Annotated in this window: 19 protein-coding genes; 3 read left to right on the forward strand and 16 right to left on the reverse strand. The window is 54.0% G+C overall.

The window, feature by feature from the left end:
* Window positions 1-251: 251 nt before the first annotated feature.
* The 3 genes from kamA to KDN35_RS09075 all read right to left on the reverse strand — a co-directional run bounded on the left by kamA (window position 252) and on the right by KDN35_RS09075 (window position 3,695).
* A complete protein-coding gene (gene kamA, locus KDN35_RS09065) occupies window positions 252-1,610 on the reverse strand; it encodes a lysine 2,3-aminomutase (RefSeq protein ID WP_171564037.1) in 1,359 nt (452 codons plus the stop codon).
* Window positions 1,611-1,779: 169 nt separating this feature from the next.
* Window positions 1,780-3,234 carry a sigma-54 interaction domain-containing protein gene (locus tag KDN35_RS09070; protein ID WP_171564036.1) on the reverse strand — a complete coding sequence of 485 codons (1,455 nt, stop codon included), beginning with the start codon at window positions 3,232-3,234 and terminating at the stop codon, window positions 1,780-1,782.
* A 65-nt stretch (window positions 3,235-3,299) separates the two neighbouring features.
* The gene (locus tag KDN35_RS09075) at window positions 3,300-3,695 is read right to left on the reverse strand and encodes a hypothetical protein (protein ID WP_230077522.1); all 396 of its coding nucleotides are present in this window, start codon (window positions 3,693-3,695) and stop codon (window positions 3,300-3,302) included.
* A 223-nt stretch (window positions 3,696-3,918) separates the two neighbouring features.
* Here KDN35_RS09075 and KDN35_RS19870 point away from each other — a divergent pair, with 223 nt between their 5' ends.
* Entirely contained in the window at window positions 3,919-4,029 is a 111-nt protein-coding gene (locus KDN35_RS19870; RefSeq protein WP_230077523.1) for a putative holin-like toxin, read from the forward strand.
* 333 nt (window positions 4,030-4,362) lie between these two features.
* Here KDN35_RS19870 and KDN35_RS09085 read toward each other — a convergent pair whose 3' ends face one another.
* From KDN35_RS09085 to speE, 4 genes are all read right to left on the reverse strand, one after another.
* Window positions 4,363-4,791, reverse strand: a complete 429-nt coding sequence (locus KDN35_RS09085) for a YwiB family protein (RefSeq protein WP_171564034.1) — start codon at window positions 4,789-4,791, stop codon at window positions 4,363-4,365.
* 47 nt (window positions 4,792-4,838) lie between these two features.
* Window positions 4,839-6,083: an MFS transporter gene (locus tag KDN35_RS09090; RefSeq protein WP_212132577.1), complete on the reverse strand. Its 1,245-nt coding sequence runs from the start codon at window positions 6,081-6,083 to the stop codon at window positions 4,839-4,841.
* A gap of 181 nt (window positions 6,084-6,264) precedes the next feature.
* Window positions 6,265-7,137 (reverse strand): agmatinase, encoded by an 873-nt coding sequence (gene speB, locus KDN35_RS09095; protein WP_171564032.1) that lies wholly within the window; start codon window positions 7,135-7,137, stop codon window positions 6,265-6,267.
* A gap of 21 nt (window positions 7,138-7,158) precedes the next feature.
* A complete protein-coding gene (gene speE, locus KDN35_RS09100) occupies window positions 7,159-7,992 on the reverse strand; it encodes a polyamine aminopropyltransferase (protein WP_171564199.1) in 834 nt (277 codons plus the stop codon).
* 302 nt (window positions 7,993-8,294) lie between these two features.
* On the opposite strand from speE, the gene KDN35_RS09105 reads away from it, so the two are divergent.
* Window positions 8,295-10,346: a transglycosylase domain-containing protein gene (locus tag KDN35_RS09105; RefSeq protein WP_171564031.1), complete on the forward strand. Its 2,052-nt coding sequence runs from the start codon at window positions 8,295-8,297 to the stop codon at window positions 10,344-10,346.
* Window positions 10,347-10,432: 86 nt separating this feature from the next.
* Here the strand turns inward: KDN35_RS09105 and KDN35_RS09110 are convergent, their stop codons facing one another.
* The 7 genes from KDN35_RS09110 to KDN35_RS09140 all read right to left on the reverse strand — a co-directional run bounded on the left by KDN35_RS09110 (window position 10,433) and on the right by KDN35_RS09140 (window position 20,432).
* Window positions 10,433-10,705, reverse strand: a complete 273-nt coding sequence (locus tag KDN35_RS09110; protein WP_212132578.1) for a hypothetical protein — start codon at window positions 10,703-10,705, stop codon at window positions 10,433-10,435.
* Between the two features lie 696 nt (window positions 10,706-11,401).
* Window positions 11,402-11,899, reverse strand: a complete 498-nt coding sequence (locus KDN35_RS09115; protein ID WP_212132589.1) for a YwhD family protein — start codon at window positions 11,897-11,899, stop codon at window positions 11,402-11,404.
* Window positions 11,900-12,054: 155 nt separating this feature from the next.
* A complete protein-coding gene (locus KDN35_RS09120; RefSeq protein WP_171564026.1) occupies window positions 12,055-12,366 on the reverse strand; it encodes a hypothetical protein in 312 nt (103 codons plus the stop codon).
* Complete coding sequence (locus KDN35_RS09125) at window positions 12,356-14,947, reverse strand: lipase/acyltransferase domain-containing protein (RefSeq protein WP_212132579.1); 2,592 nt, start codon at window positions 14,945-14,947, stop codon at window positions 12,356-12,358. Before KDN35_RS09125 ends, KDN35_RS09120 begins: the two co-directional genes overlap by 11 nt.
* Window positions 14,948-15,013: 66 nt before the next feature.
* The gene (locus KDN35_RS09130) at window positions 15,014-18,901 is read right to left on the reverse strand and encodes an ABC transporter permease (RefSeq protein ID WP_212132580.1); all 3,888 of its coding nucleotides are present in this window, start codon (window positions 18,899-18,901) and stop codon (window positions 15,014-15,016) included.
* Window positions 18,902-19,018: 117 nt separating this feature from the next.
* The gene (locus KDN35_RS09135; RefSeq protein ID WP_283092134.1) at window positions 19,019-19,888 is read right to left on the reverse strand and encodes an S-layer homology domain-containing protein; all 870 of its coding nucleotides are present in this window, start codon (window positions 19,886-19,888) and stop codon (window positions 19,019-19,021) included.
* A 148-nt stretch (window positions 19,889-20,036) separates the two neighbouring features.
* Window positions 20,037-20,432 (reverse strand): thioredoxin family protein, encoded by a 396-nt coding sequence (locus KDN35_RS09140; protein WP_212132582.1) that lies wholly within the window; start codon window positions 20,430-20,432, stop codon window positions 20,037-20,039.
* A gap of 227 nt (window positions 20,433-20,659) precedes the next feature.
* On the opposite strand from KDN35_RS09140, the gene KDN35_RS09145 reads away from it, so the two are divergent.
* Entirely contained in the window at window positions 20,660-22,234 is a 1,575-nt protein-coding gene (locus KDN35_RS09145) for an IS1182 family transposase (protein ID WP_481752768.1), read from the forward strand.
* On the opposite strand, the gene KDN35_RS09150 is transcribed toward KDN35_RS09145, so the two are convergent.
* Together KDN35_RS09150 and KDN35_RS09155 are read right to left on the reverse strand one after the other, a co-directional pair.
* Window positions 22,179-22,706, reverse strand: coding sequence for a YwgA family protein (locus KDN35_RS09150; protein ID WP_171564019.1), 528 nt, complete (start codon window positions 22,704-22,706; stop codon window positions 22,179-22,181). The two genes, KDN35_RS09145 and KDN35_RS09150, sit on opposite strands and share 56 nt — an antisense overlap.
* On the reverse strand, window positions 22,699-23,994 hold the full coding sequence (locus KDN35_RS09155; RefSeq protein ID WP_171564018.1) for an HD domain-containing protein: 1,296 nt from the start codon (window positions 23,992-23,994) through the stop codon (window positions 22,699-22,701). Before KDN35_RS09155 ends, KDN35_RS09150 begins: the two co-directional genes overlap by 8 nt.
* Window positions 23,995-24,058 lie beyond the last annotated feature (64 nt).

Below are 24,058 nucleotides of genomic sequence, written 5' to 3' on the forward strand. Positions count from 1 at the left end.
TTTTCTATCTTATCAGAATCGCAAGAAAAAATGAATGACTATTCACTCATTATGTTGATTCCTACACAAACGCTTGTCAAACCGCGGCAGCCTGTCCAGACTGAGCGTTCGTTCAGAATCGTCTGCCCTGATATTAACACAGATTGCTCCCATTCGTCACCTGCAAATCTCCTCCACGCAAACAGCCGCCAGAGAATGCCAGCAACCCTGGCTTCCCTGGCGGCCTTGTCAGCCTATGCGGTCCATCCGGCCTATTTGCCGGACACCTCTTTGTGTTCTTGTTCTTTCTGCAATTTCTTTTCTTTTTGTTCCTGCCGGATGTCTGCCAGCGATTTGATCTTGGTCGCCTGAATCCGCTTGTTGCGCGGCAGGTCAGCCGGCTCCAGGTTGTCGGCTTCGTCTCTCATCAGCGCGGCGATGCCGACGGCTTTGCCCTTGGCAGCCTGACAGTACTCGCAATTCTCCTCGTCGTGGGCGTGGTAGTTTTTCGGCTCGGGATACGAGGTAATCACGCCCTCAAAGTTGCGCAGCACCACTTTGTCGGCCGACTGCGAAATGATGTAGTTGGGCATGACGGGAATTTTGCCGCCGCCATGCGGCGCGTCCACCACGAACGTCGGCACCGCATAGCCGGAGGTATGGCCTCGCAGGTGTTCGATGATCTCGATCCCTTTGCTGACCGGCGCGCGGAAGTGGCCGATCCCCTCGGACAGGTCGCACTGGTAGATGTAGTACGGCCGTACGCGAATCTTGACCAGCTCGTGCACCAGCTTTTTCATCGTATTCGGACAATCGTTGATGCCCGCCAGGATAACCGACTGGTTGCCGAGCGGCACGCCGGCGTTGGCCAGCATTTCGCAGGCCCGCTTCGCTTCCGGGGTAATCTCCTTCGGGTGGTTAAAGTGCGTGTTGAGCCATATGGGATGGTATTTTTTCAGGATGTTGCACAGGTTTTCCGTGATCCGCTGCGGGAACACCACCGGAGCGCGCGTGCCGATGCGGATGATCTCCACGTGCGGGATGGCCCGCAAATTGCTCAAAATGTACTCCAGGATGCGGTCGTTGATCAGCAGACCGTCGCCCCCGGAGAGGAGCACGTCGCGCACTTCCGGCGTACGGCGGATGTAGTCGATACAGGCGTCCAGCTGCTTTTTCGGCACGCCCATGCCGATCTGGCCGGAGAAGCGGCGGCGCGTACAGTAACGACAGTACATCGAACACTGGTTGGTGACCAAAAACAGCACCCTGTCCGGATACCGGTGCGTCAGGCCCGGCACCGGTGAATCAGTGTCCTCGTGCAGCGGGTCTTCCATGTCGTATTTGGTCCGAACCATCTCGGAGGAAAGCGGAACGGACTGCATGCGGACCGGATCTTTCGGATCGTCCGGGTCCATCAGCATGGCGTAATAGGGCGTGATGTTGAGCGGGATGGTCTGGTTGGAAATGCGTACACCCTCTTCCTCCTCCGGTGTCAGGTTGATCACCTGTTTCAATTCATCTACAGTCCGAATGGTGTGGGTGAGCTGCCACATCCAGTCGTTCCATTGTTCTTCGGTGACGTCTTTCCACATTTCGATCTGGCGCCAGTCACGTTTGGCTGTAACCGTCATCCTTGTCATCCCCCTTTGCGTTGTGTGAAGATACGCGTGTATTCCTCAACAACAAAGGGAATGCAACAGTCGTGCCAATCAAATCAAAAGATTTTGAATATAGAAAATAAAGCATTGGCAAGCAGATTTTCCATCTGTAGGAGTTTTTGGACTGCCGAAAATTCGGCACTTACCGTTCGCCTGCTCCCCGCTGCGAGAGTTTGTACTGCAGCGTCTGCCGGGGGATGCCCAACAGCCGTGCCGCCCTGAGCACGTTGCCGCCAGTGGATTTCAGCGCATCGGCAATGCACCGTTCCTCCACCTCCCGCAGCACCTCCGGCAGCGTGCGCTGTTTTGCCGCCCACGCCTCGATAGGAGGGATGGCCGATCCGATCTCCCCTGGTCCGGTCTCGCCCGGACCGTTCACCAGCGAACGCTCCGCCAAGTACGGCGGCAGGTGTTCCCGTTCAATCACTGCTCCCTCCACCATGTTCATCGCCGCCTCGATCACGTGCTCCAGTTCGCGAACGTTGCCGGGCCAGTCGTACTGCCTGAACAGGTCGGCCACCTCCGGACTGATGTTTTGCACCTGCATGTGAAAACGGCGATTGTATTTGTCGAGGAAATGGCGGACGAGCAGGTCCACGTCCTCCCTGCGCTCCCGCAGCGGCGGCAGCTCAAAGGAGACCACGTTGATGCGGTAGTACAGGTCCAATCGCAGCGCGCCGCGCCGAACCAACTCCAGCGGCGGTTCATTGACGGCAGCGATCACCCGCACGTCGACACGTACGGCGCTGCTGCTGCCGATCCGCCGGATTTGCCCGTCCTGCAGCACGCGCAGCAGTTTTGCCTGCAGGTCCAGCGGCATGCTGTTCAACTCGTCGAGAAACAGCGTCCCGCCATCCGCCAGTTCAAACAGTCCCGGTCTGTCGTCTGCTCCGGTAAAGCTGCCCTTGGTCGTGCCAAACAGCAGGCTTTCCAGCAGCGAAGCCGGCAGGGCCGCGCAGTTTTGCGCAATAAACGGCTTGCCGCAGCGGGACGACGCCTGGTGGATCGACTGGACGAACAGTTCCTTCCCCGTCCCCGTCTCTCCGTAGATCAATACCGGAGATGAAGTGCGGGCCGCCTTTCTCGCGCGGTCTTTTAACCGCATCATCTGTTCGTTTTGTGTCAGGATATCGGCAAACTGAAAGGAAAGCCCGTCCCCGTCCAGCTTGCTCCGCTTGGCCCGCTTCGGCTTGCTGATCTGCGCCTGCAGGTCGAGCAGCCGCTCTGACAGCTCTTTCAGCTTGCGGATATCCTTGGCCACCTCGACCGCCCCGACCAGCCGATTGCCCACCCGCACGGGCAGCGTCGTATTGATCGTCTCCACCCGCATCCCTCTCCAGTTGGTGTAGGTCTGCGGCTGGTCGTAGATCGGTTCGCCGCTCGCAATGACCCTCAGCAGTGTGCTGGAGTGACGGTCCAGCGAGGGAAACACCTCCAGCAGCGGCTTTCCCAGCACTTCGTCAGGCGTCAGCCCGTCCAGTCTGGCCGCCACGTGATTGTAATAAATGGTAATGCCGTTCGCATCAACGACGTGGATTCCCTCATCGATCGTTCCCAGGATGGCCTGCAGCATTTCCACCGTTTCCGACATCGGCATGGAGTGTAACAGCCTCCTTTCGAACAAACTGCCAAAAAATCATCACTGTGCCGAATTTTCGGCAGTCACCGCTGCCGTTCCGCCTGCACCGCGATGATCAGCGTGTAAAGCAGATGGCCCAGCAGCCAGAGGAAAAAATCTGCCCACGACACGGCCGCGCCGCTGAGCAGACTAAATGGCAGATAGGCCGCAGCAAAGGCGAGCACCCAGTACGACAGATATTTGATTCTCCGCTCGCCGCGGGTTCGGGGATAAAAGTACATCATGAAAAACGCGACGATTGCACTGACCAACAGGTGGACCAACAGCTCGACCACGGACGGCAGTCCCTCCAGGCCGGGGACATAGCTGACGTCAATCAGGACGGAGAGCGTCGACGTTTGAAACAGTCCGTCTCCCAAAGCCAGAAACGCGGCCAGAACGAGGCCGGCCATGCCACCGGTTGCGAGTGCAAACCCCACGATGCCCCTCCCCTTTCCTTGTGTGAATTACCCTTATTGTACGAAAAAACCGCCCCGACCGGCTATAGCGAACGAGCCTGGCCCATCACTCCATGCCGTGCACGTTATTTCCCCCTTCTGTTGATCCATGCTCCGCAGCGGAAAATTATGCTATACTCATAGACATCGGCTCCTCAAGGGTGGTCGGCTCATCTCCCACGTCGGAAACGGGGGAGGTGAGAGCATGGCAATAACGCACGAAACCATGAGCCTGATGATTCAGTTCGGCGGCTTTATTGTCGGCCTGCTGAGTCTCGTCGTGGCGATTGTTGCTTTGACGCAAAAAAAGAAGTGACCTCCCCTTGAGTTGAGAACCGGAGGTCACTTCGGTCAAATTCTGAGCCGATCCCGTAAAGGGAGCAGCTATTGTACAAGGCTGCAGATGTCGCCTCATCTGTAGCCTTTTTTACCATATGCATCTGCTGTTCCTATCATACCACGCTTGGCCCAAAAAGAATCGCATCGGTTTGCCGACCTTTGTGATTCTTTTCCACCAACGGTACCAGCCTGGTCGCAGGCGATTGCTTGCAACCTTTCTGCTGCTTGTGTTTTCTAGCATCATTTTACTCCAAGTACACCAGTTTGCACAAGATTATCGCCAATGGTTGGTTATGACCGCTTGATTTGTTCAGTGTGTCGCGGAGGGCCACTCCACATTCAGCGTCAGTTCGTGCTCGCCGATATACTGGCTGTTCAGCCACAGCTGGTAAGCTACTCTTACCTGGACCGGCCTTCCCTGCTCATGCCGGATGCGCAGCTTGCGTGTATGGGTCTCCATCGAAAACAGCCCGTAGGGACTGCGGTAGGTCGTCTGGTGGCTCATGCCCTGCTGAAACTGCTGTTTCGTCTGCACGTCGCCCTGTCTCAGCAGGGTGACCGTCCCGTCTGCCAGCTTCAGCGTCGTGCTCACCTCGCCGGCCCCTTCCAGCTGCTCCTTGTACGTCAGATACCAGCCGCCTGTCTTTTCCACGCATCGGCCGGCATAGCGATAGATTGTTTCCTCCCAATCTCCTCCCGTGCGCTGTCTGGCGGTCAGGGTGATCAGCACGTCTTGCATGGATCGTCCTCACTTCCCGTTCTGCTTGTACCCGTCCATTGTACGCCTCATCGCTCTTTTGTTGCAACCGCCGACTGACCGGACTGCTCATCCAGCAGATGGCGCATCGTTCCCACAATCCCGACGGCGGCGAGCAGCAGCAGTCCGGCGAGCACGAGGTACCCCATCCCGGCCCCGGTCCGGTCAATCATCCACGTAAACACGCCGATCAGGAGCAAGCGCATCATCATCCCGAGTGAATTGAAAAAGCTCATGACCCGTCCCATGAACGGCTTCGGCACGACCGTCATGTACAGCGACTGCCGGATAAGCCGGACAGAAGCATTGCACCAGCCGAACACCATGTAGGCGCCAATCAGGGCCCATCCGTAGGGCAGCGCCACCATGACTGCCATGACGACAGCAAACAGCAGCGTGTTGCCAACCATCGCCGGAACCTGGCCGTACTTCCTTGTCACGGCAGCAACCAGGAATCCGGCCGCCACCGCGCCGATGGCGTATGCCGTTTCTCCGAGCGAAAACACCGTCACGTCCGCTTTCAAGGTCTGATTCACGTAAACAGGCTTCAACAAGTTGCCGGCCATCACCGCAATAAACGGCATCAACGCCGCGATGCCAAACAGGAGAAAGCCCCGTTTTTCCCGTATGTAATGCCAGCTTTGGAGCAGTTGGCCCACCCAGTTGACCCCGCTGTTGTTCCGGACTTCCCGCTCCAGGGTAAAGGTGTAGGCCATGGTGGCCATGAGACCGAAGGCTGCCAGATACGTACAGGCGTTAATCAGCAAAACGACATGCAGCCCGTATGCCTCCAGGAGAAACCCTGCGATCCCCCCGGCCAGCACGGACGACGTCTGTCCCTCAATCTCCAGCAGGCTGTTGATGTCGTTGTAGTGCCGCGGCTCAAACATTTCCTGGACAAGCGCCGACTGCGACGGGTAATGAATCTGAAACATCAGGGTCGTCACCAGGTAGACGGCGACCAGCATCCACTTGGTATACGGACCGAAAAAGCCCCACATCGCGAGGGCGGCCAGCACGGCAATGCCGATCACATGCTCCGCCAGCAGCATCCGTTTGCGGGAAAAACGGTCGATCAACGTGCCGATGTACGGGCCGACCACAAACATCAGCACAGCCGAGACAAACATGGTGGAGCCGAGCAGCTCGGCTGATCCGGTCGTTTCCACCAAGTACCAGGCAATGCCGATCATGGTCATTCCCTGACCAAAGCCGGAAAACAGGTTGGAAAAAAACAGCTTGCGAAACTGACGGTTGGCAAACACTTCTCTCATGGAATGCGCCCCCTGAACTGCATGTGGAAGGATTTGCCACTATCATACGCAATATTTTTAATTTTGTAAATAAAAAAGTTTTATAATAGACCCCCAAACGCCCGTCATCACGTGTGCTTCCGCCCCATCCGACAAAAAAACGCCCCCAGTGTGAAACCGGGGACGCTTGTGGTACCGTCTGTTATTTTACAAAGCCCAGAATCAGCTCGCGCACGATCTTGGACGCCACAATCTGGGTCATCTCGCTGTGATCGTAGACCGGTGCCACTTCCACCAGGTCACAGCCGATCACGTTGGCGCCGTTTTTCGCCATGTAGTGGATGGTCTCCAGCAGTTCGCGGGAGGTGATGCCGCCCGCCTCGGTCGTGCCGGTACCCGGCGCGTATGCAGGGTCAAGCACGTCGATGTCGATCGTCAGGTAGATCGGGCGGTTGCCAATCGTCGGCAGCACCTGTTTGACCGGCTCCAGCACGTCGTACTTGTACAGGTGCATGTTTTCTTTCGCCCACTCAAACTCTTCCTTCATCCCGCTGCGGATGCCAAACGAATAGACGTTTTTGCCGCCGATCAGATCGCACGCCTTTTTGATCGGCGTGGAGTGGGAGTACTCATACCCCTCGTAATGGTCGCGCAGGTCGGTGTGGGCGTCAAAGTGGAAGATGACCAGGTCGCTCTTGTACTTTTCGTACACAGCCTGAATTACCGGCCAGGTCACCAGGTGTTCGCCGCCCAGACCGATCGGAAACTTGCCGTCCGCCAAAATTTTGCTGACAAACGTGCGGATCGCATCCAGGCTGCCCTCCACGTTGCCAAACGGCAGGGGAATATCCCCCGCATCGAAATACTTTACGTCTTCCAGCAGTCTGTCCAGATACGGGCTGTACTCTTCCAGACCAATCGAGACCTCGCGGATGCGGGCCGGGCCGAAACGGGAACCGGGACGGAAACTGACCGTCCAGTCCATCGGCATACCGTAGATGACCGCCTGGCTCTCCTCGTAGCTGCCATGGCTGCGGATAAAGACGTTGCCGGAATACGCTTCGTCAAAACGCATCTTGTTTCTTCCTCCCAATCCTTAGTCGCGGGTCAGCTCGGCCACGAAGTTGGGCAGCTTGAACGCGGCGTAGTGAACCTCCGCATTGTAGTACTTGGTGTTCAAATCCTTGATCTTGCTCGCATCCACTTCCAGCGGATCGTACTGTTTGGAGCCGATCGTAAAGCTCCACAGGCCGGACGGATAGGTCGGGATGCTGCACGTATACAGACGGGTGATCGGGAAAATCGATTTAATATCCTTGAACACGCGTTTGATCAAGTCGCGGTTGAACCACGGGGACTCGGTCTGCGCCACCATGATGCCATCCGGTTTCAACGCGTCGTAAATGCCTTGGTAAAATCCTTTCTCAAACAGGCCTACAGCCGGTCCGACCGGCTCGGTGGAGTCGACCATGATCACGTCGTACTCGCCTTTGTGGTCGTGAATGTGCTTGATGCCGTCGATCACCTGCACGTCCACTTTCGGATTACCGGACAGCTCACTGGCGATGGCCGGGAAAAACTTTTTGCTGGCCTCGATCACGCCACCGTCAATTTCCGCCAATACGGCTTTTTCCACGGAGGGGTGTTTGACGATTTCGCGAATGGCACCGCCGTCGCCACCGCCCACGACGAGCACCTTTTTCGGGTTCGGGTGGGTGTTGAGGGCAACGTGGGCGATCATTTCGTGGTAGACAAACTCGTCCACATCAGTGGTCATGACCATGCCGTCGAGAACGAGCATGCGGCCGAACTGCTTGGTGTTGATGATATCCAATTGTTGAAATTCGGTTTTCTCGCTGTACAACGTCTCGGTAATCTTTGTCGTAATACCGTGATTTTCCGTTTGTTTTTCGGTGTACCACAGTTCCATGTTCATGATTATGTACCCTCCTTAACTAACCGCATTGGTATTGAAAGACCCCGGCCGACGCCGGTTTGGCAGGAGATAGCGGCCAGTCCCTGCCAAATTAGTCCAGACCGCTGCCATTCGTATCTGCCAAGAAAATTATAGTGGCTGCCTCCCAAAATGCAAGCAATTTTTGCGAGACGCGCTGCCCGGCGCGGCCGTTAAGTTTATCCAACCGGAGTTTGTCCCATACTAGACAGTAACCCTATCGTTTGGTTAGTATGTCCCGATTCGAAAAAATATGAGGGGAAAGGACTAGAGAGGACATGGAAGTAATCCGGGAAGCCCCGCTGCTCCGCTATCTGCGTTGGGCGAAGAAATTCATAAAATTATTCATACTCAGCCTATTGTGCTGTTCGTTTGCCGCCCTGCTGCTGATTCTCTACCTTCGTTCGCAGCCGCTGCCGGCAGTCTCGATCAATCAGACGACGACCATTTACGCCAGCAACGGTGAGGTGCTGGATACGCTGCACCGCGGCCAGAACCGGTTTGTCGTCCCGCTGAAGGACATCTCCCCCTTCCTGGTGCAGGCGACGATCGCCATCGAAGACCGTTCCTTCCACAAGCACTACGGCATCGACTGGCTGCGTCTGGCTCGGGCCGCCTACGTGGACGTGATCCACATGGAAAAGCGGCAGGGAGCCAGCACGATCACGCAGCAATTGGCGCGAAACCTGTATCTCTCGATGGACAAGACCTGGGAGCGCAAGATAAAGGAAGCGCTGTTGGCCATCCAGTTGGAACTAAATTACAGTAAGGACGAAATCCTGGAGATGTACATGAACCAGATCTACTACGGCCATTCCGCTTACGGCGCCCAGGCCGCCGCGCAAACGTACTTCGGCAAAGACGCCAAGGATCTGACGCTGGCAGAAAGCGCCTTGTTGGCCGGCATCCCCAAAGGGCCGTCGTACTACTCTCCCTACGTGGACTTTGACAAGGCCAAATCGCGGCAGCAGGTGATTCTCCAGGCCATGGTCCGCTCCGGCTACATTACGCCGGAACAGGCGGAGCAGGCGTATGCCGAACCGATCAAGCTAAAGGAGCGCAACACCGAAGCCGCGGCTGAACAAGCCCCTTATTTTCGCGATTACATTGCCAACCTGGTGAAGAACAAATACGGCATCGACGAAGAGACCTTTATCCACGGAGGACTGAAAATCCACACGACCCTGGACCCGGTGATGCAGAAAAAAGCGGAAGACATCATCGCCAAAGTGCTGCCGAAAGACAAACCCGATCTGCAGGTGGCGCTGGTTGCCATGGACCCGGCCACCGGCCACATCAAGGCGATGGTGGGCGGACGTGACTACACCAAAAGCCAGTACAACCGGGCATTGAGCATGCGGCAGCCGGGCTCTGCGTTCAAGCCGATCTTGTACCTGGCCGCCCTGCAAAACGGCTTTACGCCGCTGACGCAGATGAAAAGTGAACCGACCGTGTTCACCTACGACAACGGCAAGACCTACATCCCGAAAAACTTTGGGGAGCGCTACGCCCATGCCTATATCAACATGCGGGAGGCGATCAAGACTTCGGACAACATCTACGCGGTCAAGACAATCGACCATCTCACCCCGCAAAAAGTGGTGGATCAGGCCCGCGAGCTGGGGATCACCAGCAAGCTGCAGGCTGTACCCTCGCTGGCCCTGGGCACGTCGCTCGTCTCCCCGCTTGAATTGAACACCGCCTACGTCACCATCGCCAACAAAGGGGAGCGGGTGAAGCCCATTGCCATCACCCGGATTGAGGACAGCCAGGGAAACGTGCTCGTCGAGGAAAAACCGGAGAAAACCAGAGTGGCCGATCCGGTGGCCTCGGCACTGCTGATCAATCTGATGCAGAGCGTGTTTGAACCGGGCGGCACAGGCCACCGGGTGGCGGGCGAATTGAACAGGCCCGTCGCAGGCAAAACCGGCTCCACCGATTACGACGCCTGGCTCAGCGGATTTACGCCGCAGTTGGTCACCACCGTCTGGGTGGGATACGACAAAAACCAAAAAGTGGACGATGTCACCGAAGGCTACCTCTCCAAAAAAATCTGGGCGCAGTTCATGGAAAGTGCGCTGAAAGACCAGCCTCCCGCCTTGTTTGACATGCCGGCAGGGGTGGTGTCGGTGTACATCGATCCGGCATCGGGCAAGCTGGCGACGGAGCACTGCCCCAACCCGCAGTTGTTCTACTTTGCCAAAGGTACCGAGCCGCAGGAGTACTGCACCGATCACCTCCCCAACCATGAAACGCCCACGCCGCTCCCGCCTCCGGACACCCCCTCGTTCTGGCAGCGCATGGGCAGTTGGTGGAAACCGACCGAGTAGGCACAAAAAAAGGCTGTCCTGCACGGCAGAACGAAACTGCCGGGGACAGCCTTCTTTGCCGTCAGGGGGCTGATTCTTCTTTGTCGTCAGCGGGCCGCTTCTTCGCCGCCCCCCACGACGCCGTTGCCATCGGCAAACACGTGGTCATTGCAAATGGTGATCAGCCCGGCGCGGTCAAGCTCATCCAGCACTTCAAACAGGCTCTCCCGTTTTCCGGCCGGCAACTTGCGGACAAAGTTGTTGATTTCCTGGGGAGACACGTGCGTGCGAAAATGGACGCCGCCGTGCCGCACGAAATGGTCGTGACCTGCCTGAGCGTCGTTCCCCGGCAGCTCTCCCCCTTGTATACGGTCGGTCATCTTCAACGCCCCTTCCGTCAACAGTGTGGCCGTGCTTTCCTAGTTTCACGCATCTGCGGACAGGACATGCGCTGAAAAATGCTCCAACAACATCACGGATCAGCAGCAAACACAGCGAAGCAAACGTTTTCGTAAAAAAAGACAAACAGGAAAAGAGAGACGGGCTCTTTTCCTGTTTGCTGACCTAGTGTACATGTATACAGCTATGGAAATAAGTTTACCTGACTTCAATACGACTAACAATTGATTTCACAATTTGTTCACATTCCGTTCAAGATTTACAGCTTCCATACTGAAGACAAACGGTTCATTGAGTTAGCGTCCACAAAAAATGATTTCCAGGCCGAAAGGCCTGCCTGTTCATCAACCGAAGCGGAAGACAATGTGCGTCGCATGAAGGGTTGGGCCAAGCGAGCTCCTTTGACGACCGACTCAGCGGAAAAACGAAGACGCGGGAATCAACAAGGACACAAGTCTCACTTCCTCGAAATACCCAGATGTTTGTCCCCTACCCGCGTCTCGTTTTGGAGCGGACTTCATCCGCTTCTGTGCTGGGCGTCAAGCGAGCGAGCGGGCCCGATCTCCCATGCGCCGCGGACTTTGTCTACACGCTGAGCTTCGCCCAACCAGACAACAGGATGGACCGAACGAAAGGCTCAACCGTGCACGTGCACGTCCTGCTTTATAACGCCAACTTTACGCCAACGCCTGCTTCAGTTCCTCGCTGGAATTCTCCCACATCGCCGGGTTGTGTTCCATCAACAGCTTTTTCAGCGCCGCTTTTTCCGTGTCGTTTAGCTCTGACACCATGATGCGCCGTTTCATCGAGTAGTCCATTCGGTTGACATGGTCGGCCAAAATTTTGTATCCGCGCCGAGCCTCCCGGTCAATCTCCATGTAGCAGGCGGTTACCCCGGCGTAATACGGCCCCGAATCGTTGCGGTCAACCGTTACCCAAACCACCCAATACGGCTTGCCGTTGGGCACCTCTTCCTTGTTGGTCGTCCACTTGACGCCTTTTTCCACGGCGCTTTTTGCATGCATAGCACCCATGTCGATGTAAGCCTTGTCCCCGTCAATGATAACGGAGGAGACAGCGCTCAGGTCAAGCACCCCCTGCCCATAACCGCCGTGCACGTTCGTTTTTCCGCTCACGATCGTAAAACCGCCAGATTTGCTGTCAAAAATGTCCACGTGATCCACCCTCTTTTGACCCGTTGTTTCTTACAGCATATTCTACCTGGAAACAGTGTGAGGCGCAATTTTTCGGCGTGTCTGGCCATTTGCAGCTACGCTCAACGCTCAGCAGAATCATCCTGAGGACAGTGTGCCTGACGCCCAGCCACTCGTCAGTTCCTCGGTCGCTTTCCTCTTATTGCTCGCACCGCTTTACCAATCAGCCAGATCAGCAGAGCCACGTTCCAGGCACTGTGAAACGCCATGAGTGCGTTAAATTCCCAGGAATTGAACATGGTATACTCGGCGAGACGCAATTCGAAATAACAAAAGGTCACAAGAAAGGTAACCGCCATGATCAGCCAGATGCGGATGCCGAAAATAAGGCTCAAGTATCCGGAAATTACCAGACCGATCAAAGGTCCGCCGAATTCCCAGGCGGGAACGATCCACATGATGATGTAGAGGATGACGTCAGCGCTCATCAATTTCTATTCCTTTCACGTGTTCCATTCGGTTTTCTACAAGACGGAACAGTCGTCCCGATTCCTGCTGATCATCTGATGAAAACCGCCGGATCAGCAACTTGGCCGAGGAACTGTGCTTGGAACGCGGCATTTCCTGAAAGTGAAGCGGCTGGCCGTCCAGCACGTGAATCACCACGATATTGCCGTGGTATTCGACGCGCACATCGTCCCACACCTCTTTTTTCTCAGGATCAATCCGCATGGACCTGCCGGACTTGGAGACGATCACTTCGGGAAATTCACCGTCTTCGCGGGACAGGATGTAATACAGGTAAGAGGATGTTTGCTTGGGAGTCCGCCGCATTCCTTTCTGCACATCCTCGATACCAATCAGCAGATGGCCCACCTGCTGGATGACGTACGGATTAACCGGCAGCTTGGCATGCTCCTCGAGGATGAAATACTGTTTCTTGATGTCTTTTTGGGCATAGGTGGCACTCACATAGGGTACTGTCCCATCTCCAAAACCTTTGTCAAAAAACGGTTCTAACTGACGGGATACCGGGTTCATGACATATCCCAACAGCGTCGTTTGCCCTATTCCGATGATCGAATACTGCGGCACATAGATGATCTTGTTGTCCCACTTTTCATGCAATTCCCCCGCTTGTTTGACCAACGGGTCATAGTCCAGGCGGATCTGCCGATCTTGCAAGAACTCTTTATAGGAGTACGAATGCACGGCATCTTTTTTGAGAAACGCTTCCGTGTCGAAGTACTTTCGGGAAGGAAGCAGTTCGTATACAGCCGGAGCGTATGCAGAGATGACTTTCCCCGTTTCCTCGTGCAGTGCAGGGATGTCGAAGTTGTAGCCGTATTTGATCGCCTGGTATGCACGGGGCGATCCCAAAAACGGGGTGCCCATGTAAATGATACGCTTTGTTTTCTGCTGGTAGGACACGTTGGACAGAAGCGTCTCCCGCACCAGCAATCCGCCCATGCTGTGGGCCACCAACTGTACCTGACTGGCTCCAGATCGCTTTAGAGCCTCGTCTATTTTCTGTTTTAAAAAAGTGGCGTTATCGGCGTTGCTGTACCGCCAATCGTAAGGCATGGCAAAAAGCGTCCGGTTTTTCTCGTACCCCATTTTCTCCAGATGCTTGACCATGCTTGCATACTGCTCCGCTTTTTTCTTGATGACATCCAGTGAAGCATACGACAGATATTCGATGGCGCGAAACCCGCCATCCGCCCGCTCCGGAAACACTTTGATCCCTGGTTGGCGGGGCTGTACGTTTATGCTTCCATTCTTGACGGGTTCCAGCGACAAGATTTTGCGGTGCCGCGGATCTTTGATACCCACGCTCATCTCCCACAGGCCCAGCCATATTTCCGATGTTTTCCCGTTCTCTTCAACCTCCAGCCGGGAACCGCCGATACCCGGAATCAGAATGACCGGAATCGTCGCAGTCGTAATCGACAGCTTGTAGGCATGCGGCTTGAGCGCAGAGCTGCGGCTGGCCGATACTTTTACGAAATAGGTGCCGGGGTCGCCGTTGTACACAATCAGCTCGTCGGCATTCTTGGCCTTTTCCGATCTGGCAACCAGCTTGTTTTCCTTGTTGTACAGGTACAAGTCAAGGTCCATCCCCTCGGGAATATTGCTGAGCGTTGCCCGGATCGTGGAAGACAGGTTGACCGTCACGCGGTAGAAATCGACATCGTCAAGGTGATGCAAATTGGCCACGATGTTTTCGCGGTCCTCCGGTTCGCGAGCGTTTTTGATCGTGTCATTTGGTTCGTACTCATCCTGCTTGCCTTCATTTTGCGCCACGGCATCCGCCCTCAGGCGATAGTACACTTTCTTGTTAAAGGCCCCCTGGCTGCCCTCCACTTTCACGTAGTACCAATTGTTTTTTTCGACAGCGACGTCTTCCACCCGCTGCCTGTCACTTCGCGGTTGGTCAGAACGCCCCAGCTCACGCCCTTCGCTGTCGAACACGTACAGAAAATAATCTGTCTTGCTGGGAATATCAAAAAGCGTAAACGTGATCGTCCCGTTTGTGGGAGCTTTCATTTTCCACACATCCACGTCACCGCTTTTTCCAATCCGGCCATACGCGTCCTTTCCGGCAAACATCCAATCCGCTTTGGAAAAGGTGTCATTGGGCTCCAGTTCGTACGTCGCGGGCAGCGCCCGCAGTTCCACTTCCGACGGCTTCTTCCTGCCGGAAAAGCGCCGGGTAAACTCCTCTTCCTGTTCCTGCAGGTTGCGGTCCGCCTGCTCGTCCGACTCATGAATCCCGTCTTCGACTTCTTCTGCCTCTTCGCCCTCTTCTCCCACGTCACCCGCGCCCAACTCCTCCTCTCCCGTCACTGAATCGGAGTCGTCCGCTTCCTTTGCTTCCTCCGCTGTCGTCTCTTCTCCACCTTCGCCCTCCTGGTGTGCAAGCGTGGTCCATTCGCTCTCGCGAGGCTTGTCCCCCGCCTCATGGGAAAGCGCAGTGCTCTGTTTGGCCCAACCGGGCGGAACCACGCTGCTCAACATCAGAACAGCCAGCAGCAGCAAATGTGCCATCCGGCGCAACATGCCACCCATAAAAATACCCCCTTGCCTGTTTCTTCCTATACGGTAGAAAAAGACAGCAAGGGGGAGCAAGTAAATTTACCGAGTGGTATGGTTGCGAATGCCCTGGCGTTCCCAGGCGTTGGCGATAATGCGGAACGGCGCCCGATAATCCGCCTGATCATGCCCGGTGAACTGCTGTTTGTTCGGGAAGGCAAAGCCCTTCACCGCTCCAAACCGAAAATGCACGTGAAAGTATACGGCGTAGCTGGCATCCTTTTGAAAGCCGCGCTGTTTGTCTCCCATCAGGGGCGTATCGACGCCCATTTCCCTCAAGCCCAGTTTGGGCACCATATAGGACGCCCCCTGCCATGCCGTCTGTGACGACCGCTGTAACTCCAGAGTGGACTGAAGCGGCGTGTTTCGCCTCCCGGTTTCGGAAATCCATGCCTGTGCCGCCGTAATCTCCGGATATTTGCCGCTGACCGGATGGCGGTGACGCGTTTCCAGGACAAGACTGGTCAGTATGCGCTCACCAGCGTAAAAATCATTGGGACGACTGTCCGGATATCGGTCGCGCCCGTGGTATTCCGTCCATTCTGCGGTGTGGCGCAGCAGCCCACTGGCGTTTGGTTCAAATACTTCAAACTCGCGCTCCCCGCCTTTTACCGTGATCGTGTAACGCCCCGTCATGTTTCGGGTCAGGCTGTGCGGAACGCACGTTTCGTTGCCGTCGTCGTCCTCTGTGCAGCTTTCATACGACACGTCAAACCGGATGTTGTAATCCATCGTGATCACAAACCCGTTGATCTCGACCTTGTATTCCTGCGCGTTTAGCACCTGCCGCCACGTTGTTTGCGTCGGGACAACCGTTCCGGTGTAAACATAATCGCCGCCGGTTCCCGCGCTGCTCACCTGCCACTGTTGGGGCGTGCCGGGACCGGTTACCTTCAAGTCCAGCATGGCCGGGCTGTACACGGCCATGCTTTTCGCGTCCGCGATCCATCCCGGAGTCGCCGTCACAGACACGCCTTTGATCCCGTCACCCTTGATAGCCTGCTCCAGCTGTGACTTGTACGAGGTGATGTTTTGGTTGATCTCCTGCTTTACGCGAGCAAAGCCATCGTTGATTTTCGTTTGGTCGATCTCAACGCGGATCTTGGCCGGCTCCCGTTCCCATACACCGTCCGCATTCGCCTGCAGCTTCTGCAGCTCGCGGCCGTCGCTGTCGAATATCTTGAGGCCGATCTCGCCGCCGTCAAAGTTTCCTCCGCCACCTGGCGGATTGGGAATGGTTCCTCCCCCGCCGCCGATCACCTTGACCGGCCACTCAGCGCGGTTGTCCGGCCAAATGGTTTCGTCAGCCGGCCTGTCTTTATGCGGGTTGATGTTGGCAATAAAATCCTCCGACTGCTGCGGATACTGCGTCGGCACGGTAATTTTGCGGACTTCCCCCGGCTTGAAGTTGTTCACGTCCAGCATGGTGGCCGTCGGGGAGCTTTCCCAGCGCACCGCCAGTTTGGTATCGTGTTCCAGTTTCCCGGCGTTCTTCACGTCAAACGTAATGGTTGCGGTCGTCCCCGGAGCCTGCGGATCGTTTGGCGTGATCGTGAAGCTGCTCTTGATGATCAGCAGGTTCTCCCCATCGTTGGGAATGCCAGCGTCTCCAATGCGAACAAAGAATTCGCCGTCACATTGGGTGGTACCACTTTTTGGGTTATAAAACTGAACCCTGTAGAATCCGGGTAACGGTAACCCCGTTGCCTCATCACGAGGGAACCCAATTCTATGATGATTCTGCGCTTGTTTGGATGAGGACAGCCATTCGCCGTCACGTTCCTTTTCCCAGGTGTTCGTTGCAGGGTCAAGCCATCTCAGCGAAAAATGTGTCTCGTCGCTGGTAAAGAGGCGGAAGCCGTGATACTCGTCGATCCAATCTTCCGGCTTAAACTCAAGGATTTCACCGCGTTCGACATCCTTTCTCCACACCACTTGTCCCGTCGTGCGTTCGATGGAGGCGGTTAGTGAGTAGCACACACGATCCGACCAGATGGGCAGTTCCAACTCCCGAATGCAGCCCGTCTCGGAAATAAAGACCAGCGTAACAGTATCCCCTGCTTCTACATCGAGCGGCAAGTACAGGTGAAACTTTTCTTTTGCTGCCAATTTGCCCGTCAATGGGGTTTGCTGGCCGTTGAATTTCAAGTACCACGTGCCCGGCACGTCTGCAGCCAATCCCAAGTGGGTATCGTATTCACTGCCGGTATTCGTTAAGTGGCGGAAGTACAGCCCGTCATCAAGCAGTGTGTCGTCCAGCAGTTGGCCGCCAGGCGAATAACCGACAGGCGGTTCCCCGTACGCGTAAAACTTGATCCGGTCCTGCTCGTAGATTGTGCAGCTCACATCCCGGACTTTGATCGTAATGGACCAGGCGCATTCCGGTCGTTTGGTAGAATCAAAGTTTGTACTCTCCAGGTCGAGCCTCAGTTGGTATGTCTTTCCTGGTTCCAAAGGGACGATCTCTTTCTTGCCGTATGTGTAGGGCAATGTAAGATCGTCTGATCTGGTCGGTTTTAGCTTTCCATTGTCATCCGTCATCTTCGGCACTTTCTCAATTTTGCCATCCGGCAGCGTTACTTCCCAATACACGTCCAAGGGTTGTACATCCCCATACCGATCCGTGTACTGGACACGGAAGTGCAGCTCCTCTCCCGGCATCACTTCGATGGTTTCGCCGTTTCTAACCGTACTTCCCGACAGTTTTACAATGGGACAATTATCGAGGCGGTCACCTTTCTTTCGCACATACATCGTTTTTACCCAACAGTCAGCCCCATCGTCGCTTTCATACTTGATCTGAATTGCCCCTTCATCGAATGGGGCATCCAGCACACCAACCTTGGCGTTGTTGCCGGACCCTTTCTGCATGGGAATGCCGTTGGCCGTGAATCTTCCCGACTTAGCGGCCGTAATGATAATCCGGCTGCCTGGTTCGACATAGATGGTTTCCCCGCCGCTGGGAACGTTCTTTAATTCCCGGTCGCTTTTTTCTTCCTCAATGCGAATCTCCATCTTGGTTTGAGTGGAAGAAATGCTGCACTTCTCGGGTGCTGGCGGTTCATCATCGTCATCATCATCCGGAGGCTCCGGCGAAGGAGGGTTGCCAACAACAAAAGGTGCTGCATACGCAACACCTTGACCTCCCACTGCAGGGGCATTTTTGGTATTTCGGGCATGTGTATCGGTGAACAGGATTCTTGCTTCGTAGTTTCCGGCTTTCGCGGGCACCCACGTTTGTTGCGGGAAGTTTATCGTTGCACCGCTTCCGTCCCCCTCGCCGCTGATCGGGTATTCTTTGATTAACGAAGTAAACGTATATTCCGTCTTTCCGGTATCGACATTGTAGATATAATAGTTGAGGACTTTTAATCCGCGATTGTAAATACTGTAGTCCTTCCCGTAAGCATCAATCCTGACGGTGTCTCCGACTTGATACTGGCTTTTATCGGTGCGAATCGAACCATCCGGTCGCTGGGTGGTCAAGAATTTTACGACACCCACCCAAGAGCCTTGTTCTCCACTTTTGGCGGGTCTGAAAGTGAATGGCAAGCCCTTTCCCCCGGACATTTCGGCGACTTTTGCAAGGAGATAGCCGGTGTATGGTTCGGCTGTTGGCCCACCTTTGGTTATTTCAGCACCGTAAAGGCCATTTGCGTTAGTCATAAACGACGGGTTTCCATTAAAAAGGGAAGCCCATTCTAGAGCCTCGGAATAGTCCACAACGGGGTAACCGTTATCGGCGGTCTGTGTAGCTTTAGTATAGTTTAAGACTTTACCGTTTCCACTTGTAGCCCCGGTGTACTGTACGTCAGCAATTGTGAGTCGCATTGTTTCGTTTTTATTTAAACCAAAGCCATCAATTGAGTGTGCATCACTACCTTCAACACCTTTAGCATTATTAAGCCATCCGGCAACCCGTCCATACATGCTCGGACTGCTAGGACTTGCCTCGACTGACGTCAGCGGGTACATTGTAGAGTTTAGAAGGATGGTACATAAGATTAATATTTGAAGAAAAACCCTAATTGTTTTTAACATAGCCTGTCACCGAATATTTACCCTTTCAAGGGAAGGAAGTTTAAGATAGTTATAGAGTGCTAACGGGACAGCTTCTCCCGTTCTCTGCACACTCAATTCAAGGTAGCTAATTTCACTTACATTGAGCATTACTTTCCCAGATTTTATAGACAGTCCATTCCCATTTTTATATCTTGCTAAGAGGTGAACAGAGTAGCCTTTAACAGTTGGTATTATCCCCGTTAAATATCCACCAGAAATCCTAAATGACTGATGAATTTGTGAAGCAATTCTTTCTCCTTCACGGATTCCTAAAATATCTCGATGAAGAACTGTCAAAGCCACCGATTCTTCTGCTCTTGAAACATACGATAGAGCATCGTAAAGGGTAGTTTGAACCCCGTTAGAAAAAACTCCTGACTTTGGAGGTAACCATCCGTTACTTACTGCAACTTCGGAATAAGACTGCCGTTTTTTTGCGAAAACTGATCGCAAATTCTTCCACGCATTATTCATCAGCAACCCAGCCTCTTCCCGGTTCAAAACCTTATTGGGATTAATCGAAACATCATCCAAAATCCCATCCTTCATCGCCCGCTCATAGTACACCTTCGCCCAGTGATTCTGCGGAAAACCGGGAACGGAAACACCTTGGGTCAACCCCTTTACGTTCACCAACCCAGCCACCAGATCAGCTTGCGTAATCGGCTGCTCGGGACGGAAATTCCCATCCGGGAAAAGCTTGTGTTTCACCACATATTCGATCGCTGCACGGTTCGGGTGGTTTTCATAGTCTTTCTGAACCGTTTGTGCTTGCGCAACAGAGGGATGGGGTGCAGTGAAAAGACCGCTTAATGAAAGCACGGTTCCCAATAGACTGGCGAGAAAAACATGCATTCGTTTCAAGTGGCTGCCTCCTCCAACATCATCATTTTTTTATTGCCATTTGCATGGAACTGATACCGCCGCATCTGCGCAATCACGTGTGTCTGGTCGTCCATTGACACTTCCGCCCTTTTGTCCCTTCTATTCTCCTACGACCATTTTACTCACCGTTACCTTTTCCAGAAAGAGGTTTTGTTAGATGTTTCTGCAAAAATCTGCGAAAAGCCGTTGCCGACACAGCTCCTTCCAGCTTGCCTGCTACCTCCCCGCCTTGCACAACAAAGACAGTAGGTGTCACTTCTGCTCCCAGCCGTTCCGCTTCGGCCAGGTCCCGTTTGTCGTGTACGTCCAACCGCTCCACCTGCCATTGCGGAAACTCCCTGATCACCTGCTCAAACGTAGGCGTAAACGTGGTGCAGTACCCGCAGCTTTCGCTAAACACGTACACCACTTTCGTCTGATTGGCACTGGCACCGGCCCAGAATACGATCGCCGCGACCGCGCAGCTAATCAGCGACACAATCCACTTCCAACGGCGTTTGAAGCCATCCTGCATTTCCGTACCTCCTTATGTCCTTCCCCGACGCGTATGTAGGCAGATCAGGTGTATCCTTTATGGAGTTGTCAAGGAACGGTGGCTTCATTATGCCGCTCCCTCTTGAGACAAAAAAAGGACCGGCACCATTGCCGGTCTCAGCGTGTAGACAAAGTACCGAAGGTACAAGGTCTACACGCTTTTTTGTCGAATAAACATGACATTCAACGCTTTATAGAGGTGGAAGCATGCTGAACAAGCAACAGGCCGAAGGTCGTTATCAGATATCCGTAGTCTCGTTAGATGAATTGGTTCCACAAGATCATCTCGTTCGCAAAATCGAAAATGCCATCGACTTTTCATTCATCTACGACTTGGTGAAAGACCGGTACTCTCTCGACAACGGAAGACCCAGCATTGACCCCGTCGTCCTCATTAAAATGGTGTTCATCCAATACCTGTTTGGAATCCGTTCTATGCGACAAACCATCAAAGAAATCGAAACGAACATTGCTTATCGGTGGTTTCTGGGTTACGACTTTACACAACCGATTCCCCACTTCACTACGTTCGGTAAAAACTACGTACGACGATTCCAAGGAACCGATCTGTTTCAAAAGATTTTTACTCGTATTCTCGAGGAGGCTTGCCATCATGGATTTGTAGATCCCTCGGTCCTGTATATTGATTCCACCCATGTAAAAGCCAGTGCGAACAAGAACAAATACATCAAACAACTTGTCCAAGAAGAGCGGAAGAAGTATCAGGAACTCCTTGAAGAAGAATTGAACCAGGATCGCGTAGAGCATGGAAAGAAGCCATTACCAAAAAAGACTGAAACAACATGGAAGGAGGTGAAACAAAGCAGTACCGATCCCGACAGCGGCTGGTTTGTCAAAAACGAAAAGGAGCAAACGTTTGCGTATTCGTTTCATGCAGCAAGCGACCAACATGGCTTTGTAGTCAGTGCCGTGGTGACGGCGGCTAACGTTCATGACAGTCAGGCCTTTTCGGATGTTTTCGAACAAGCCGTGGAACGTGTAGGAAAACCGGATGCCGTGGCAGTAGACGCCGGATATAAAACGCCTTACATTAGCAAGTGCCTGTTGGATGAAGGAATTCGCCCAGTGATGCCCTACACCCGTCCTCACACGAAGGAAGGGTTTTTTCGAAAGCATGAATACGTGTATGATGAATACTTTGATTGCTACATCTGTCCTGCCGGACAGGTTCTTACCTACGAAACCACTACTCGTGACGGCTACCGTATGTACCGTTCCGACCCAGGCGAATGCAACCATTGCCCATTCCGCCCCCTGTGTACAGAGAGCCGGGAGGCTGTGAAGCGAGTCAGTCGTCATATTTGGGCGGATTACCTGGACGAAGTAGAGCATCTGCGACATACTGAAGTGAATAAACGCCTTTACGCACGCCGGAAAGAAACCATTGAGCGCGTATTTGCGGATTTAAAGGAGAAGCATGGTTTGCGTTGGACCACTTTACGAGGACTGAAAAAAGTGACAATGCAGGCGATGCTTGTCTTTGCTTGTATGAATTTAAAAAAACTGGCCAATTGGCTATGGAAGTCAGGCAAAGGGAGGCAAAATGCCCTTCATTTCCGCTTCACCTTCAAATACATACAGGACAAACTCCCTCTACTGCCAATGGTAACGAGGGAGTTTGTCTGCAATCTGGGACCGGCACCATTGCCGGTCTTTACTTGCATGCCCGCTCTATCATTTTTTATGATGACAATACCATTACAAATCAGTGCGCGAGTGCGTCGCTGTCGGCATTCATCAGCGCACGCAGCTCCTCGATAAACGTCATGCCCTTTTGAATCTCCGCTTCTGTATAACGCTGTTTGCTTTTAAAGGTAAAAATTTTGGCCTTCATTTCATCATAGGGAAGATTGTTGAAATACAGGATGGTGGAGACCAATTCGAGAAAGCGGGAGTTTTCCTCGTTCATCCGTTGGATCAGCCGCTCGCCAAGGCCAAAATCCACCTCGTGGAAACGCAGAAAATCGCGGCCCGCTTCGTTCAGGGTGTACCGATACAGCTGAATGGCCCCTTTGCTCTCCATCTGCTCGTCCAACAAGCCCATGTTGCACAGCTCGTCCACTCGCAACGTCAGTTCCTCGGAATAGGGGCCGTACATGTGAAATTCGAACCGCTCGTCGAAGTCCATGTTCAGTTGTTTCGCTATGTATACCATCTTTTGCAACTTTTTTCGTCCGCTCACTTCGCCGGCAATTTCGATCAAGCGTATGATTTTGGCGTGACGATTAAGCATCTTCCATCACTCCCAGACGTTCTCGTAACTTTCCGGAGACGTCCTCCGGCAAAGCCAGCACCTTATCCATTGGAAAGTACAGCTTGTAGTCAAACCGGCGCTTGCCGCTGATCGCCTCCACAATTTCCGATTTCTGCGACAGCTCCACCAGTTCTCCGGATGGCATCAGAAGCATGATGGGAATTCGTTCCTCTTCCTCGCCGGCACGATAAAAATCATACGGAAGATCGGAGGTGGTGTCTACTTCCAAATAATACATCGGGTCGATTCCCGCCGCTTGAAACTCCTGTTTCAACTCTTGCAGCAAGCGGTAATCTCTCGGATTGTATTCGACGTATTTAAAGAGATTCCTGTCCAGAAAACGGGAGCACAAATCTTTCAAAATGGGATCGCTCTCCTTGCGCCACATCTGCATGTAAAAGAGAATTACCGATTCGTCCAGGGACAGGTAATCGGACAGGTTCACCTTGTCCGTCAAGAACGGCAGCAGCAGCACCGGCTCCTGCGCGAACGAGTAGCCTTTGGCAAACAGCTCCTTGGCCCGCTGGAAAATCTTGCGGAGCACCACTTCCGCACTGCGCGTTACCGGGTGGAAATACACCTGCCAGTACATCTGGTAGCGGGACATGATGTAGTCCTCGACGGCGTGCATCCCGCTGAATTTAAACACGATGCCCTCATCATGGGGGCGCATCACCCGCAGAATCCGTTCGATTTCAAAGTTACCGTAATTGACGCCGGTATAGTAGGCGTCGCGCAGCAAATAATCCATCCGGTCTGCGTCGATCTGGCTGGAGATGAGGCTGACGATCAGTTTGTTGTCGTACGTTTTGGCGATTACCTCTGCCACCCGTTTGGGGAAATCGTCGCCCATCCGGCGCAGAATCCGGTTAATCTGCGTGTCGCCGAGCAAAATCGCGCGCGTCCAATCTTCATGATGGTAACGAAACACCTTTTCAAACGAATGGGAAAACGGTCCGTGGCCCACGTCGTGCAGCAGCGCAGCGCACAGGCAGAGCAGTTTTTCCTCGTACGACAGTTGAATCCGACCTTCAAACGTCTCCAGAATTCGCCGCATGATCTCGTATACGCCAAGCGAGTGGTTAAACCGGCTGTGTTCCCCGCCGTGGAAGGTAAAAAAGCTGGTGCCCAGTTGCCTGATCCGTCGCAACCGCTGAAATTCCGGCGAGTTGATCAAGTCCCAGATCAGTTTCTCCCGGACGTGTACATAACGGTGCACGGGGTCCTTAAACACCTTTTCTTCATGAAGAAGCTGGGGCTGTTGCATCCTGGACACTCCTTTCCTGGATTGCGTCCCGTCGTCATGTCCCGATCGGGCTTTTGGGTCCATC

It is taken from the genome of Brevibacillus sp. NL20B1 (genome assembly GCF_018195675.1).
Taxonomy (GTDB): Bacteria; Bacillota; Bacilli; order Brevibacillales; family Brevibacillaceae; genus Brevibacillus; species Brevibacillus aydinogluensis.

What these genes read in the sequence shown, in the direction of transcription:
- kamA (WP_171564037.1), bottom strand. Translation starts at nt 1,610, where the DNA reads ATGACGGTTACAGCCAAACGTGACTGGCGCCAGATCGAAATGTGGAAA.
- KDN35_RS09070 (WP_171564036.1), bottom strand. Translation starts at nt 3,234, where the DNA reads ATGCCGATGTCGGAAACGGTGGAAATGCTGCAGGCCATCCTGGGAACG.
- KDN35_RS19870 (WP_230077523.1), top strand. Translation starts at nt 3,919, where the DNA reads ATGGCAATAACGCACGAAACCATGAGCCTGATGATTCAGTTCGGCGGC.
- KDN35_RS09085 (WP_171564034.1), bottom strand. Translation starts at nt 4,791, where the DNA reads ATGCAAGACGTGCTGATCACCCTGACCGCCAGACAGCGCACGGGAGGA.
- KDN35_RS09090 (WP_212132577.1), bottom strand. Translation starts at nt 6,083, where the DNA reads ATGAGAGAAGTGTTTGCCAACCGTCAGTTTCGCAAGCTGTTTTTTTCC.
- speB (WP_171564032.1), bottom strand. Translation starts at nt 7,137, where the DNA reads ATGCGTTTTGACGAAGCGTATTCCGGCAACGTCTTTATCCGCAGCCAT.
- speE (WP_171564199.1), bottom strand. Translation starts at nt 7,992, where the DNA reads ATGGAACTGTGGTACACCGAAAAACAAACGGAAAATCACGGTATTACG.
- KDN35_RS09105 (WP_171564031.1), top strand. Translation starts at nt 8,295, where the DNA reads ATGGAAGTAATCCGGGAAGCCCCGCTGCTCCGCTATCTGCGTTGGGCG.
- KDN35_RS09110 (WP_212132578.1), bottom strand. Translation starts at nt 10,705, where the DNA reads ATGACCGACCGTATACAAGGGGGAGAGCTGCCGGGGAACGACGCTCAG.
- KDN35_RS09120 (WP_171564026.1), bottom strand. Translation starts at nt 12,366, where the DNA reads ATGAGCGCTGACGTCATCCTCTACATCATCATGTGGATCGTTCCCGCC.
- KDN35_RS09125 (WP_212132579.1), bottom strand. Translation starts at nt 14,947, where the DNA reads ATGGGTGGCATGTTGCGCCGGATGGCACATTTGCTGCTGCTGGCTGTT.
- KDN35_RS09130 (WP_212132580.1), bottom strand. Translation starts at nt 18,901, where the DNA reads ATGTATGGACGGGTTGCCGGATGGCTTAATAATGCTAAAGGTGTTGAA.
- KDN35_RS09135 (WP_283092134.1), bottom strand. Translation starts at nt 19,888, where the DNA reads ATGCATGTTTTTCTCGCCAGTCTATTGGGAACCGTGCTTTCATTAAGC.
- KDN35_RS09140 (WP_212132582.1), bottom strand. Translation starts at nt 20,432, where the DNA reads ATGCAGGATGGCTTCAAACGCCGTTGGAAGTGGATTGTGTCGCTGATT.
- KDN35_RS09145 (WP_481752768.1), top strand. Translation starts at nt 20,660, where the DNA reads ATGCTGAACAAGCAACAGGCCGAAGGTCGTTATCAGATATCCGTAGTC.
- KDN35_RS09150 (WP_171564019.1), bottom strand. Translation starts at nt 22,706, where the DNA reads ATGCTTAATCGTCACGCCAAAATCATACGCTTGATCGAAATTGCCGGC.
- KDN35_RS09155 (WP_171564018.1), bottom strand. Translation starts at nt 23,994, where the DNA reads ATGCAACAGCCCCAGCTTCTTCATGAAGAAAAGGTGTTTAAGGACCCC.